Origin of the sequence: Pseudomonas sp. PS01297 (genome assembly GCF_029959305.1) — a bacterium.
GTDB lineage: Bacteria > Pseudomonadota > Gammaproteobacteria > Pseudomonadales > Pseudomonadaceae > Aquipseudomonas > Aquipseudomonas helleri.
Genome location: NZ_JASCPQ010000051.1, coordinates 1 through 12,931, shown reverse-complemented (window position 1 = coordinate 12,931; position 12,931 = coordinate 1). Strand labels below are relative to the sequence as shown.

Here is a 12,931-nt window from a genome sequence, read left to right as displayed (position 1 = left end):
CCGCTAGTGTTCAGTCATAGAACCTTTGCACAATGAACCAAAGGGTTGCTGTCTGTGCGTGGTGCGACGGCCGGTGATGATGTACAGCACATCCACGCCGATCAAGGTGATGGCGGCCAGATAGTCGGCGCGAGGCATGCTCAGGTCCCGCTCATAACAGCCTTGTGCGTAACGCCCAACCCCGCCAGCGTCGGCGAAAAGTTCTTGCGTCAGCTTCAGGCGCAGACGTTCCTGTTTTAAGCGTGATCCGTATGTACTCATAGATGCAGCCCGTGATAGCCAGAGGGGTCACAAAAAAGAGTAATTCAAGCAATGAAATAGGGAAAGGGTGGGAGCTGTAAATGCCTACTAACAAGTAGGATATTTACCAATTCCATGCAGGATTGCTTCTAACAATCCTGCATGGCGGGGTATCAGACGGCTGGTCTGGCTTCTGTTTCTGGCAGGAACCAGTTCAGCAGTAGGGCACAAATACCGCCTGTGGCGACCCCGGACTCCAGCACATCGCGCAACGCTGCTGGCATATGGGCCAGGAACTCAGGCACTTGCGACACGCCCAGGCCCAAGGCCAAGGACACGGCAATAATCAGCAGTGCGCGACGGTCCAGTTGAATGCTCGCCAGAATATTGATCCCCGACGCGGCTACCGCACCGAACATCACCATGGCCGCGCCGCCCAGTACTGGTTCCGGTACGGCCTGGATGGCCCCGGCCACGCTTGGGAACAAGCCCAGCAGGATCAACATGCCGGCAATCCACACACCGACATGGCGGCTGGCAATCCCGGTGAGCTGAATCACGCCGTTGTTTTGCGCAAAGATCGAGCTTGGGAAGGTGTTGAACACCCCGGCCAGCAACGAGTTAGCGCCGTTGACCAGCACGCCGCCCTTGATGCGCTGCATCCATACCGGGCCTTCAACTGGCTGGCGCGATATTTTGCTGGTGGCGGTCACGTCGCCAATCGCTTCCAGCGACGTCACCAGGTAAATCACCAGCATCGGAATAAACAACGCCCACGAGAACCCCAGGCCAAAGTGCAGCGGCACCGGCACCTGGAACACTGCGGCCTGATGCATGCCGGTGAAGTCCAGACGGCCCAGATAACCCGCCAGCGCGTAGCCCACCGCCAATGCGATGACGATGGCGCAACTGCGCATCCACACCAGCGGGATACGGTTGAGGATCACGATAATCGCCAGCACCACGCCTGACAGCATCAGGTTTTCACCGTTGGCGAAGGTGCCATTGGCCATGGCGCTAAAACCGCCGCCCATGCTGATCAGGCCGACTTTAATCAGCGTCAGACCAATCATCAGCACCACGATGCCGGTGACCAGCGGGGTGATCATGCGTTTAACAAACGGCAAGACCCGCGAGATGCCCATTTCGACAAACGACCCGGCAATCACCACACCGAAAATCGCGGCCATCACGCCCTCGACCGGGGTGCCTTGCTTGACCATCAACGCGCCACCGGCAATCAGCGGGCCGACAAAGTTGAAGCTGGTGCCCTGAACAATCAACAAACCGGCGCCAAAAGGTCCGAAGCGTTTGCATTGCACAAAGGTTGCGATGCCAGAGATCACCAGCGACATGGAGACAATCAAGTTGGTGTCGCGGCTCGACACCCCGAGCGCCTGACAGATCAGCAGGCCGGGAGTAACGATTGGCACGATGATGGCCAACAGATGTTGCAGCGCGGCCAGAAAGCCGATCCACGGCTTGGGGCGGTCTTCGAGGCCAAAGACCAGTTCGCTGGTCTGGGACTCGGCTTCATGCGGGGTTTTGGGAGAGGTCATGGCGAGCGCCCTGGAAAAAAGAGCGCGATTCTACTGGTGTTAGGCCACCACGCCCAGTGTTTGCTTGCACGGGCTTTCGCTCCGGGCCCAAGCGAACTTAAATCAATCGAATGATTAAGCCGCGCTGTGGTCGCAGTTTAAGGCCCGAAGGGCACACGGCAGCACTTTTAAAGGGACGTGACTTGATGCTTGAACCCACCTGGACCGCCTTGAAATACCATCGCCGACTGCAGCACATTGTGGCGACCCTGGTGCGCTTTGGCGCGCAGGACGTCTTGATTCGCCTGGGGCTGGGGCGCTTGCTCGCCGAAGTGAAGGCCGAACCCGGCGAATCGCTGCCCGCCACTACCCCGCAGCGGGTTCGCATGGCCCTGGAAACGTTGGGGCCGACGTTTATCAAGTGCGGGCAGATACTCGCCAGCCGCAGTGACATCCTGCCGCCTGCGTGGGTTGAAGAACTGCAAGCCTTGCATAGTCAGGCGTCGACCTTGCCCTGGTGTGAGCTTGAAGCCCAAGTGTTGGAAGACCTGGGCTGTGAGCTGGATCAGGCGTTTGCCGAATTTGACACCCAACCCTTGGCGGCGGCATCGATGGCCCAGGTCTATCGCGCGCGGTTGCTCACGGGCGAGGCAGTGGTGGTCAAAGTCCAGCGGCCCGGCTTGCGCCAACAAATGACCGCCGATTTGCAGTTGCTGGAAAGCCTCGCGCAGTTGATTGAGCAAAATGATGCGCTGGCGCTGTATCAACCGCGCCAGATGGTTCGGCAGTTGGCCAGGGCGATGCTCGAAGAACTGGACTTCACCCAGGAGGGGCAAAACTGCGACAGCGTGGCGCAGAATTTCGCGCAGACCCCTTACATCGTCATCCCGGCTATTTATTGGGCATTCAGCAGCCAGCGTTTATTGGTTCAGGCGTTTTTGCCCAGCTTTACCCCGCTGACCCGTACGGCATTGCTAGAACAGGGGCTGGACCCAAGCCTGCTGGCCAAACGCGGGGCGCAGGCATTTATCAAAATGTTGCTCGAAGATGGCCTGTTTCATGGTGATCCGCATCCCGGCAACTTGCGGGCAATGAGTGAGAACCGCGTGGGGTTTATCGACTTCGGCATGGTGGGGCGCCTTGATGAACGCCGTCGGCTTGAAGTCATGAACTTTATGCGGGCTTTGACCGAAGGCAGCACTGAGGTATTGGTCGGCGTCTTGATCGACTGGAGTGGCGAGCGGGTGCAAGACCTGTCGCTGATCGAGCAGGCGGCCCGCGAATACATGTCGCGGCAACAGGGCGGACCTCTGAAAATGAGCGCCTTGATCACCGACTTTCTTGAGTTGATCCGTGAATACCGCTTGCCGCTGCCCGCGGATTTACTGGTGCTATTTAAGGCGCTGATCACCGCGGATGGCGTGTTGACTCAGCTGGATCCGGAGCTTGATCTGGTAGCCACGGCCAAGCCTGCAGTGGAAAAGATGCTGCGCGAGCAATTTGACTGGAAAGCCGCCAAGCGTCTGGGCATTGAGGGCGTGCAACTGGGGCGCGGGGTGTTGGCGGATTTGCCCAAACTGACCCGCTTGATGGTGCATCGGCTCAAGCACGGTGTAGTCGACCTCAAGGTCGATATGCCGGGGCTGGAACGCCTGGAACGCTCGCTGCGGTTAGCCTCGACCCGCCTGTCGTTGGCCTTGTTGATCAGCGCGCTGCTGATTGCCTTCGGCCCGCAAATAGCCGCGGCCGGGCCCGTGTGGCAAGGCTTGTCGGCGGTGGGGTGGTTGGCCGGGATCGCGACATTGGGAGGTTTGCTGGCGTTTCTATGGAGCCTGTTTAAAAGCCCGTAAACCCGCCCCTGTAGGAGCGAGCTTGCCTCGCGATCTTTTGACCGTTTAAAAGATCGCGAGACAAGCTCGCTCCTACAAGGGGCTGTAACCGTCGTTACAAATGCAACGCATGCCCCAAGGCGCGCAAAGCGGCTTCTTGCACGGCTTCGCCCAAGGTCGGGTGAGCGTGGATGGTGCCGGCGATGTCTTCCAGGCAAGCGCCCATTTCCAACGACTGGGCAAAGGCGGTCGACAACTCGGAAACCCCGGCACCCACGGCTTGCCAGCCAACAATCAAATGATTGTCACGCCGCGCGACTACCCGTACGAAACCGGTTTTGGATTCCAGGGTCATGGCCCGGCCGTTGGCGCTGAACGGGAAGCTGGCGCTGATAAAGTCCAGCCCCGCCGCTTCAGCGTCAGCCGGGCTTTTGCCCACCACGACTATTTCCGGGTCGGTAAAGCACACCGCCGCAATGGCTGCCGGGCTAAATTCACGCTGTTTGCCAGCAATGATCTCGGCCACCATCTCACCCTGCGCCATGGCCCGGTGCGCGAGCATCGGTTCGCCGGTGAGGTCGCCGATGGCCCAGACGTTGCGCATGCTGGTGTGGCAACGGTTGTCGACGCGAATTGCCGAGCCGTTCATGGCCAGCGCCAGGGTTTCCAGATTGAAGCCTTGGGTACGCGGGCGGCGACCGACGGCGACCAACACCTGATCGGTTTCCAGGGTTTGGCTCTCGCCCATGCGATTGCGCATCGACAGGGTTTTGCTGCTGGTCTGGAAGCCTTCAACGCTGTGCTCAAGGTACAGGGTGATGCCCAGCGCCTTGAGCGATTCAGCCACCGGCAATGTCAGGTCTTTGTCATAGGTCGGCAAAATCCGCTCGCGGGCCTCGACCACGGTCACTTCAGTCCCCAGTTTGCGATAGGCGATGCCCAGTTCCAGACCGATATAACCCGCGCCCACGACAGTCAGGCGTTTGGGGATCGCGGTAGGGTTGAGCGCTTCGGTAGACGAAATAATGGCCCCGCCAATCGGCAGTATTGGCAAATCAACGGTCTGCGAGCCGGTGGCCAGCAACAGGTGCTCGCACTCGATGCGTTGCCCGTCGACTTCCACGGCTTTGCCATCAAGGATGTTGGCCCAGCCATGAATGACCTTGACCCCGTGCTTTTTCAGCAACGCGCCAACACCGGTGGTCAGGCGATCAACAATGCCGTTCTTCCATTGCACGCTCTGGTTGATGTCCAGAGTTGGAGCTTGGGTCTTGATGCCTAAAGGCGACTGGTTAGTGCTGTAGCGCTGCGTTGTGTGGAACTGTTCGGCCACGTGGATCAGCGCCTTGGACGGGATACAGCCGACATTGAGGCAGGTACCGCCCAGCGACTGGCCTTCGATCAAGACCGTTGGAATACCCAGCTGACCGGCGCGGATCGCTGCCACATAGCCGCCAGGGCCGCCGCCGATAATCAGCAGCGTAGTGTGATGAGTGGGTTGCATAGTCACTCCAGAAACAGGCTGGCAGGTTGTTCGAGCAAGCCACGCATGGCCTGGATAAATTGCGCCGCGTCCATGCCGTCGACCACGCGATGGTCGAATGAGCTGGAGAGGTTCATCATTTTGCGGATCACGATCTGGCCTTTGACCACGACCGGGCGCTCGACGATGCGGTTGACGCCAATAATGGCGACTTCCGGCAGGTTGACCACCGGGGTGCTGGCTATGCCGCCCAGCGCGCCGAGGCTGGTGAGGGTAATGGTCGAGCCGGACAGTTCTTCGCGGGTCGCCTTGCCAGTGCGCACGGCATTGGCCAGACGGGCGATTTCATCGGCGGCAGCCCACAAATTCAGGCTTTCTGCGTGGCGCACCACTGGCACCATCAAGCCGGCATCGCTCTGCGCGGCCACGCCAATGTGGGCGGCGCCAAAGCGGGTGATGATTTGCGCTTCGTCGTCATAGCGCACGTTGATCTGCGGAAAGTCGCGCAAGGCCACGACCATGGCCCGCATCAAAAACGGCAGCAAGGTCAGCTTGCCGCGGGTCTCGCCCCATTTTTGATTGAGTTGGGCGCGCAGCTCTTCGAGTGCGGTCACGTCGATTTCTTCAACGTAGCTGAAGTGTGCGGCGCGGCGTTTGGCATCTTGCATGCGCTGCGCGATCTTGCGGCGCAGGCCGATCACCGGGATGTGCTGTTCATCCGTGCGCATGGCGTAGCCGCTGGCAGGTGCAGCGCTGGTGCTGGTGTCCTGTGCCAGGTAGGCATCAAGGTCGTCATGCAACACGCGGCCCGCAGGCCCGCTGCCTTGCACAAAACGCAGTTCAATCCCGGCATCCCATGCGCGTTTTCGTACAGCCGGGGAGGCCAGCGGTCGTTCGTTGGCTTCACGGGCTACAGGAGCCGCACGTGAGGTTGGTGCAGTTTTGACCGCCGCCACCGACACCGCTGCCACTTCAACCCGGGCCTGCGCCGGGGCTTTGGGCGCGGCTGCCGGTGCTTCGGCGGCCACTGCGGGTGCGGGCGCAGCGTCTTCACGCAGGTTGCCCGCGCCTTCGACTTCAATGCGGATCAGTTCACTGCCCACCGCCATGACCTCGCCGGGCTGACCGCCCAGCGCCAGTACACGGCCGGCTACAGGGCTCGGAATGTCCACAGTGGCCTTGTCGGTCATGACGTCGGCCACCACCTGGTCTTCGCTGACCAGGTCACCGACTTTGACAAACCACTCCACCAGCTCAACTTGCGCAATGCCTTCGCCAATGTCCGGCATCTTGATAACGTGCGTACCCATTTAAACCTCCATGACCCGTTGCAAAGCTGCACCCACTCGCGCCGGGCCGGGGAAGTAGGCCCACTCCTGCGCATGCGGGTAGGGCGTGTCCCAGCCGGTTACGCGTTCAATCGGTGCTTCCAGATAGTGGAAGCAGTGCTCTTGAACCAGCGCGATCAGCTCGGCGCCGAAGCCGCAGGTGCGGGTGGCTTCGTGCACGACGACGCAGCGACGGGTTTTCTTTACGGAGGTAACAATTGCATCCAGGTCCAGCGGCCACAGGCTGCGCAGGTCGATGACTTCAGCGTCGATGCCGGTTTCTTCGGCTGCGGCCTGGGCCACGTAGACGGTGGTGCCGTAGGTCAGGATGGTGACTTCGGTGCCAGGGCGCACGATGGCGGCGCAGTCCAGCGGCACGGTGTAATAGCCATCCGGCACGGCGCTGGCGGAGTGTTTGGACCACGGCGTGACCGGGCGCTCGTGGTGGCCATCGAACGGGCCGTTGTACAGGCGTTTTGGCTCAAGGAAGATTACCGGGTCATCGTTTTCGATGGAGGCAATCAGCAAGCCCTTGGCGTCATACGGGTTGGACGGCATGACGGTGCGCAGGCCGCAAACCTGGGTGAACATCGCTTCGGGGCTTTGGCTGTGGGTCTGGCCGCCGTAAATACCGCCGCCGCAAGGCATGCGCAGGGTCATGGGGGCGATGAACTCGCCCGCCGAGCGATAACGCAAGCGCGCCGCTTCAGAGACGATCTGGTCGGACGCCGGGTAGAAGTAGTCGGCAAACTGGATTTCGGCCACCGGGCGCAAGCCGTAGGCGCCCATGCCCACGGCGGCACCGACAATGCCGCTTTCCGAGATCGGTGCGTCAAACACCCGCGAGCTGCCGTACTTGGCCTGCAAGCCTTCGGTGCAGCGGAACACGCCGCCGAAGTAGCCGACGTCCTGGCCGAACACCACCACGTTGTCATCGCGCTCAAGCATGACATCCATGGCCGAGCGCAGGGCCTGGATCATCGTCATGGTGCTGATACTCACGGCGTTCTCCATCTGAATTTTATTGTTGTCGTTCATCTGGTTATAACCCCAACTCTTGACGTTGCCGACGCAGGTGGTCGGGGATGTCCTTGTACACGTCTTCAAAAATCGTCGCGGCGCTCGGCATTTGCCCGCCCGCCAGGGTGCCGAAACGCTCGGCTTCTTTTTGCGCGCCAATGATTTCGGCTTCGAGCTCGGCGCTGACCGCCGCGTGTTCTTCTTCCGACCAGTTGCCGGTGGCAATCAGGTGCTGCTTGAGACGGGCAATCGGGTCGCCCAGCGGGAAGTGGCTCCAGTCGTCAGCCGGGCGGTATTTGGACGGATCATCCGAGGTGGAGTGCGGGCCTGCGCGGTAAGTGACCCATTCGATCAGCGTGGGGCCCAGGTTGCGCCTCGCACGTTCTGCAGCCCAGACCGAGGCGGCGTAAACGGCCACAAAGTCGTTGCCGTCAACCCGCAGCGAGGCAATCCCGCAGCCTACGCCACGACCGGCGAAGGTGGTGGATTCGCCGCCGGCAATGGCCTGAAAGGTGGAAATCGCCCACTGGTTATTCACCACGTTAAGAATGACCGGCGCGCGGTACACGTGGGCAAAGGTCAGGGCAGTGTGGAAGTCTGATTCGGCGGTGGCACCATCGCCAATCCAGGCCGAGGCGATTTTAGTGTCGCCCTTGATGGCCGAGGCCATGCCCCAGCCGACCGCTTGTACGAATTGAGTGGCGAGGTTGCCAGAAATACTGAAAAAGCCGTAGTCGCGCACCGAGTACATGATGGGCAATTGCCGACCCTTGAGGGGGTCGCGCTCGTTGGACAGTAATTGGCAGATCAGGTCGACCAGCGGCACGTCGCGGGCCATCAAAATGCTTTGCTGGCGGTAGGTCGGGAAGCACATGTCATCCAGGTTCAGCGCCAGGGCCTGAGCGCTGCCAATGGCTTCTTCGCCCAGGCTTTGCATGTAGAACGACATTTTTTTCTGACGCTGGGCGACCACCATGCGGGTGTCGAAAATTCGCGTTTTGAGCATGGCGCGCATACCGGCGCGCAGTACCTCGGTCGGGACGCCTTCGGCCCACGGGCCAAGTGCCTGGCCCTGATCATCAAGCACGCGAATCAGGCCTTTGGCCAGATCAGCTGTGTCGGCAGGGTCTACGTCGATAGCGGGTTTGCGGACCTTGCCGGCATCGGTCAGGCGCAGGTAACTGAAGTCGGTCTTGCAGCCTGGTCGGCCGGAGGGCTCGGGAACGTGCAGGCGCAGCGGTGCATAGTCGGTCATGGCTTTCTCTACGCTCGATCTTGTCGTGTTTATTAGGCGCGGGAGCTAGTTGTGAGTCGAAAATCTGGCTGCTTAAAAAGCCAAATCTTGTCCTACAACAATCATAGGCCTGACCGTGAAGAATATTTATCTGTAGTTCATTGTGCTTTGCGCTCAATAAGGATAAGAATTCTGCATAAACATAAAAAACAGGTGTTTTTATCTCATGCGCAAGCTAGATCGAACGGATATCGGGATTCTCAACAACCTTCAGCAGAATGCGCGCATCACCAATGCGGACCTTGCGCGCTCGGTTAATTTGTCACCGACGCCGTGTTTTAACCGCGTCAAAGCCATGGAAGAGCGCGGGCTGATTCGTGAACAAGTGACCCTGCTCGACGCCGACATGCTGGGCCTTCACGTTAACGTGTTTATTCATGTCAGCCTGGAGAAGCAGGTCGAGGAGGCGTTGCAGCACTTTGAGGCGGCGATTTCGGATCGCCAGGAAGTCATGGAGTGCTATTTGATGGCCGGCGACCCGGACTATTTGATCCGGGTGCTGGTGCCGAGCATTCAGGCGCTGGAGCGGTTCATGATGGACTTTCTGACCAAAGTGCCGGGGGTGGCGAACATCCGTTCCAGCTTCGCCCTCAAACAAGTGCGCTACAAAACCGCGCTGCCCTTGCCACCGGGCGGCCTGACCCTGGAAGAGTAATGTTCAAACTGTAGGAGCGAGCTTGCCTCGCGATCTTTTGATTGTGTTTTTAAGATCAAAAGATCGCAGCCTTCGGCAGCTCCTACGAGGGGTATTGGGTGTGATGCATGCTTTTAAAACCGCAGGCGCCAGCGTTCATTGAAACGCAGGTCGACAATCGCCAGCGGTTCGATATCGATCAGGTTAAAGGAGGCGGTGCTGGCCTGCAGCGCATGCAAGATCGCGGCGCGGATGACGAAGGGGTGAGTCACCACGGCAAAGTGGCCTTCTTCGCGAAATGAGTCGAGCCAGGTGCCAACCCGTACGCACAGCTCATTCACCGTTTCGCCGCCATGGGGAGCCTTGTCGGGGTTGCTGATCCACTCGGCCAGCGCCTGGGGAATATTCTGTTGGAGGTCTGCCAGGCTGTGACCTTTCCAGTCACCGGCGTCGTAATCCTCAAGCTCGGGGATGATTTCAATTTCGCCACCCAGAGTGTGGGCCGTTTGCAAGGTCCGCGCTTCAGGCGCGCAAAGGATGCGCACGGGCTTTTTCAAGGCCGAGGCGATAAGCGCCGCTTTTTCCAGGCCTTTTGACTCAGGCGGCTCATCCAGTGCAAAGCGCCCTTGACGCTGCGCTTCAGTGCGGGCGTGAGAAATGAAACTGAGGCGAGTGGGCATTATCAATTCCTTGCGCGGTACGCGTTGTTAACCCTCGGGCAGCGTTTGGGCGCCCCCCAAATGAGATTAGGCGAGTATTATTGCGGCGTATTCCTATCTCAAGGTACTTCGCGATGTCTGCTGCTTTCTTGAAAAAAATCCTCAATGCATCAGCGTTGGTGGCACTGATGGCCGGAGCCAGCACTGCCTTCGCCCACGCGCATCTCGAACAAGCAACCCCGGCTGCTGATAGCAGCGCAAGTGACGTGAAGGTATTGCGTTTGCAGTTCAGCGAAGGTGTTGAGCAGGCATTCACCAAAGTGGCTGTCAGCCATGACGGCGCTCCCGTCGCGTTGAGCAGTGTCAAAACCGAACCTGCGGATAAAAAAGTATTGATCGTAACGCCTGAACAGCCCTTGGCGGCGGGGCAGTACGAGGTCAAATGGGACGCGGTGTCGGTTGATACCCACAAAAGTAACGGCGAATACAGCTTCACGGTGAGCAACTGATTTGATGTTCAGCGCCATGGTGGTCTGCCGGTTTGTGCATTTCAGTGCAGTGTTGCTGCTGTTCGGTGGCTGGGTCTTCAGACCGTTGTTGCCGGGGACGCTGTCAGGTCCGCGGCAGCAGGTGCAGGGCGCCTACCGCGGGTTGGCCTGGTTGGCGCTGGCCAGTGGCCTTGCCTGGTTACTGCTGACGACGTTCTCAATGGCCGGGAGCTGGAAAGACACGCTGGATCTGGCCACCCTGAAGCTGGTGCTGGGCAGTACCTTTTTCGGTCAGGTCTGGACCGCCCATTTGCTGTTCAACGGGCTGTTACTGATCGCGTTGTACACCACGGCGCGTTTCGGCCTGATCGCTGCCGTGAGCTTTTTGCTGCTGGCCACGCTGGCGCCCGTTGGTCATGGCGCGATGCTTGATGGTTGGCAGGGCCAGTTGTTAATCCTCAATCAGATGATCCATTTGCTGTGTGTCGGTGCCTGGGTGGGCGGGCTGCCGGTGTTGTGGTGGATCCTTACGCGGCCTGCCGGGGTAGCGGTCGATACGGTGTTGCGGCGTTTCAGTAATATCGGTTTCGTGCTGGTGGCCGGGATTATTCTTACAGGGCTGATCAATACGCGGGTGCTGACCGGAGCGCTCTGGCCTACGCCGCTGTTTCAGGGCTTTGCGCTGATTCTGTTGATCAAGGTGGGGCTGGTCGGGTTGATGCTGCTGTTGGCTCTGTTCAATCTGCTGATGAGTCGCGCGGGGCACTTCGAGGTCTTACGCCGCAGTGTCGCACTGGAGTGGCTTTTTGGGGTGTCGGCAGTAGCGGCAGTTTCACTGTTAGGCACGTTGCCACCGCTGGTCGTCAGCTAGGGCGCATCTGTCTCAATCTTCATCCAGAGCGGTTTTGCCATCCGTTATATTTACCCCTCTCGTAACAAAAAAATACAAAGAGAGGGCTTTTCGTTGGATCTTTCACATCCGCTATGGCTTGCGCACGACACGCAGTTGATCGTGTGCTGCCTGCTGGCAATTGTCGCCATTATTGTTTTAATCAGCGTCTGCAAGCTCACGCCTTTTCTTTCGATTCTGATCGGTACCTTTATTGCCGGGATCGGTGCCGGGTTGCCGCCAGAAATGGTCGCCAAGGCATTCAGCAAAGGCGCAGGCAGCATTCTGGGGGAGGCCGGGATCATCATTGCCCTGGGCGCGATGCTCGGGGCCTTGATGGCGGAATCCGGAGCAGCGGACCAGATCGCCGCCACTTTGCTGCGCCATGCCCGGGGCCGCGCCTTGCCGTGGGTGATGGCATTGGTGGCAATGGTGATTGGCTTGCCCTTGTTTTTCGAAGTGGGCCTGGTGCTGATGGTGCCGATCATTTTTGTCATCGCCCGCCAGTCGGGCCAGCCGCTGCTTAAGGTCGCCATTCCGGCACTGGCCGGTATGACGGCGCTGCATGCCCTGATGCCTCCACACCCCGGGCCTTTGATTGCGGTAAGCGCCTTGCACGCGGATCTGGGGCTGACCATGTTGCTGGGGCTGTGCCTGGCGATTCCGGCGGTGATTCTGGCTGGGCCGCTGTACGGCATTTGGTTGTCCAAGCGCATGCATGTGGTGGAGCCAGCCGAATTGGGCGCGCTGTTTTCCGCCAAGGTCCCGACCCGACGCAAGCCGACCTTTGCGGTGTCCTTGCTGATTATTCTGCTGCCCGTGCTGTTGATGTTGGGCAGCACGCTGGCCAAGGTGGCCAAGGTGGCCATGGCGCCGGAAAGCGGATTGGCCGTGACTCTGAAGTTTTTGGGTGAGCCGTTGATTGCGCTGGGGCTGGCGGTACTGGCGGCGGTGATTTGCCTGGGCTGGTCCATCGGCATGGCCCGCGATCAAGTGGGCGGTGTGCTGCGCAAGAGCCTGGCGCCGATTGCCGTGTTGCTGCTGACGATTGGAGCAGGCGGTGGCTTGAAAGAAACCCTGCTGCAAGCCGGCATCAGCGACACCATCAGTAAAGTGGCGACCGGTACGCATCTGTCCTACGTCATGCTGGCCTGGTTGATTGCTGTGGCGTTGCGTCAAGCCACAGGTTCGGCAACCGTGGCGACCACCACAACGGCCGGTATTCTGGCGCCCCTGATCATCGGCCTTGAAGGTGTACAAGGCTCGTTGGTGGCGCTGGCAATCGGGGCTGGCTCGGTGTTCTTTTGCCACGTCAACGACGCAGGCTTCTGGATGGTGCGCGAGTACTTTGGCCTGCAGCTCAAGCAGACCCTGATGGTGTGGTCAGTGCTGCAAACCATCGTCTCGTTGGTGGGGCTGCTGGGCGCGCTGTTGCTGTGGAATTTGCTGGTCTAGAAACTTAACTGATCCTTGTAGGAGCGAGCTTGCCTCGCGATCTTTTAAAAGATCAAAAGATCGCGAGGCCAGCT

Annotated in this window: 12 protein-coding genes; 5 read left to right on the top strand and 7 right to left on the bottom strand. The window is 59.6% G+C overall.

Going from position 1 to position 12,931, the window contains the following annotated elements; genetic code table 11:
• Positions 1-3: 3 nt before the first annotated feature.
• Both QMX84_RS15885 and QMX84_RS15880 read right to left on the bottom strand, forming a co-directional pair.
• Positions 4-261 carry a helix-turn-helix domain-containing protein gene (locus tag QMX84_RS15885; RefSeq protein ID WP_262126734.1) on the bottom strand — a complete coding sequence of 86 codons (258 nt, stop codon included), beginning with the start codon at positions 259-261 and terminating at the stop codon, positions 4-6.
• A 152-nt stretch (positions 262-413) separates the two neighbouring features.
• Positions 414-1,799, bottom strand: coding sequence for a uracil-xanthine permease family protein (locus QMX84_RS15880; RefSeq protein ID WP_262126735.1), 1,386 nt, complete (start codon positions 1,797-1,799; stop codon positions 414-416).
• A gap of 185 nt (positions 1,800-1,984) precedes the next feature.
• On the opposite strand from QMX84_RS15880, the gene QMX84_RS15875 reads away from it, so the two are divergent.
• On the top strand, positions 1,985-3,628 hold the full coding sequence (locus QMX84_RS15875; protein WP_282364244.1) for an AarF/UbiB family protein: 1,644 nt from the start codon (positions 1,985-1,987) through the stop codon (positions 3,626-3,628).
• 94 nt (positions 3,629-3,722) lie between these two features.
• Here QMX84_RS15875 and lpdA read toward each other — a convergent pair whose 3' ends face one another.
• Genes lpdA through QMX84_RS15855 form a run of 4 tightly spaced genes read right to left on the bottom strand, consistent with a single transcriptional unit; the run spans position 3,723 to position 8,693 of the window.
• Entirely contained in the window at positions 3,723-5,111 is a 1,389-nt protein-coding gene (gene lpdA, locus QMX84_RS15870; RefSeq protein WP_282364243.1) for a dihydrolipoyl dehydrogenase, read from the bottom strand.
• 2 nt (positions 5,112-5,113) lie between these two features.
• Positions 5,114-6,400, bottom strand: coding sequence for a dihydrolipoamide acetyltransferase family protein (locus tag QMX84_RS15865; RefSeq protein WP_282364242.1), 1,287 nt, complete (start codon positions 6,398-6,400; stop codon positions 5,114-5,116).
• The gene (locus QMX84_RS15860) at positions 6,401-7,456 is read right to left on the bottom strand and encodes an alpha-ketoacid dehydrogenase subunit beta (protein ID WP_262126739.1); all 1,056 of its coding nucleotides are present in this window, start codon (positions 7,454-7,456) and stop codon (positions 6,401-6,403) included.
• A gap of 4 nt (positions 7,457-7,460) precedes the next feature.
• On the bottom strand, positions 7,461-8,693 hold the full coding sequence (locus QMX84_RS15855) for a 3-methyl-2-oxobutanoate dehydrogenase (2-methylpropanoyl-transferring) subunit alpha (RefSeq protein WP_048369353.1): 1,233 nt from the start codon (positions 8,691-8,693) through the stop codon (positions 7,461-7,463).
• Between the two features lie 205 nt (positions 8,694-8,898).
• On the opposite strand from QMX84_RS15855, the gene QMX84_RS15850 reads away from it, so the two are divergent.
• The gene (locus QMX84_RS15850; protein WP_048369352.1) at positions 8,899-9,387 is read left to right on the top strand and encodes an Lrp/AsnC family transcriptional regulator; all 489 of its coding nucleotides are present in this window, start codon (positions 8,899-8,901) and stop codon (positions 9,385-9,387) included.
• 113 nt (positions 9,388-9,500) lie between these two features.
• Here QMX84_RS15850 and QMX84_RS15845 read toward each other — a convergent pair whose 3' ends face one another.
• On the bottom strand, positions 9,501-10,046 hold the full coding sequence (locus QMX84_RS15845) for a histidine phosphatase family protein (RefSeq protein ID WP_282364241.1): 546 nt from the start codon (positions 10,044-10,046) through the stop codon (positions 9,501-9,503).
• A 113-nt stretch (positions 10,047-10,159) separates the two neighbouring features.
• On the opposite strand from QMX84_RS15845, the gene copC reads away from it, so the two are divergent.
• The 3 genes from copC (at position 10,160) to QMX84_RS15830 (ending at position 12,857) form a co-directional block, all read left to right on the top strand.
• Complete coding sequence (gene copC / locus QMX84_RS15840) at positions 10,160-10,534, top strand: copper homeostasis periplasmic binding protein CopC (protein WP_282364240.1); 375 nt, start codon at positions 10,160-10,162, stop codon at positions 10,532-10,534.
• Positions 10,535-10,538: 4 nt separating this feature from the next.
• Positions 10,539-11,384, top strand: coding sequence for a copper homeostasis membrane protein CopD (gene copD / locus QMX84_RS15835; protein WP_282364239.1), 846 nt, complete (start codon positions 10,539-10,541; stop codon positions 11,382-11,384).
• Between the two features lie 93 nt (positions 11,385-11,477).
• Positions 11,478-12,857, top strand: coding sequence for a gluconate:H+ symporter (locus QMX84_RS15830; protein ID WP_282364238.1), 1,380 nt, complete (start codon positions 11,478-11,480; stop codon positions 12,855-12,857).
• Positions 12,858-12,931 lie beyond the last annotated feature (74 nt).

Coding starts and splice junctions, on each gene's coding strand:
- QMX84_RS15885 (WP_262126734.1), bottom strand. CDS start 261: ATGAGTACATACGGATCACGCTTAAAACAGGAACGTCTGCGCCTGAAG.
- QMX84_RS15880 (WP_262126735.1), bottom strand. CDS start 1,799: ATGACCTCTCCCAAAACCCCGCATGAAGCCGAGTCCCAGACCAGCGAA.
- QMX84_RS15875 (WP_282364244.1), top strand. CDS start 1,985: ATGCTTGAACCCACCTGGACCGCCTTGAAATACCATCGCCGACTGCAG.
- lpdA (WP_282364243.1), bottom strand. CDS start 5,111: ATGCAACCCACTCATCACACTACGCTGCTGATTATCGGCGGCGGCCCT.
- QMX84_RS15865 (WP_282364242.1), bottom strand. CDS start 6,400: ATGGGTACGCACGTTATCAAGATGCCGGACATTGGCGAAGGCATTGCG.
- QMX84_RS15860 (WP_262126739.1), bottom strand. CDS start 7,456: ATGAACGACAACAATAAAATTCAGATGGAGAACGCCGTGAGTATCAGC.
- QMX84_RS15855 (WP_048369353.1), bottom strand. CDS start 8,693: ATGACCGACTATGCACCGCTGCGCCTGCACGTTCCCGAGCCCTCCGGC.
- QMX84_RS15850 (WP_048369352.1), top strand. CDS start 8,899: ATGCGCAAGCTAGATCGAACGGATATCGGGATTCTCAACAACCTTCAG.
- QMX84_RS15845 (WP_282364241.1), bottom strand. CDS start 10,046: ATGCCCACTCGCCTCAGTTTCATTTCTCACGCCCGCACTGAAGCGCAG.
- copC (WP_282364240.1), top strand. CDS start 10,160: ATGTCTGCTGCTTTCTTGAAAAAAATCCTCAATGCATCAGCGTTGGTG.
- copD (WP_282364239.1), top strand. CDS start 10,539: ATGTTCAGCGCCATGGTGGTCTGCCGGTTTGTGCATTTCAGTGCAGTG.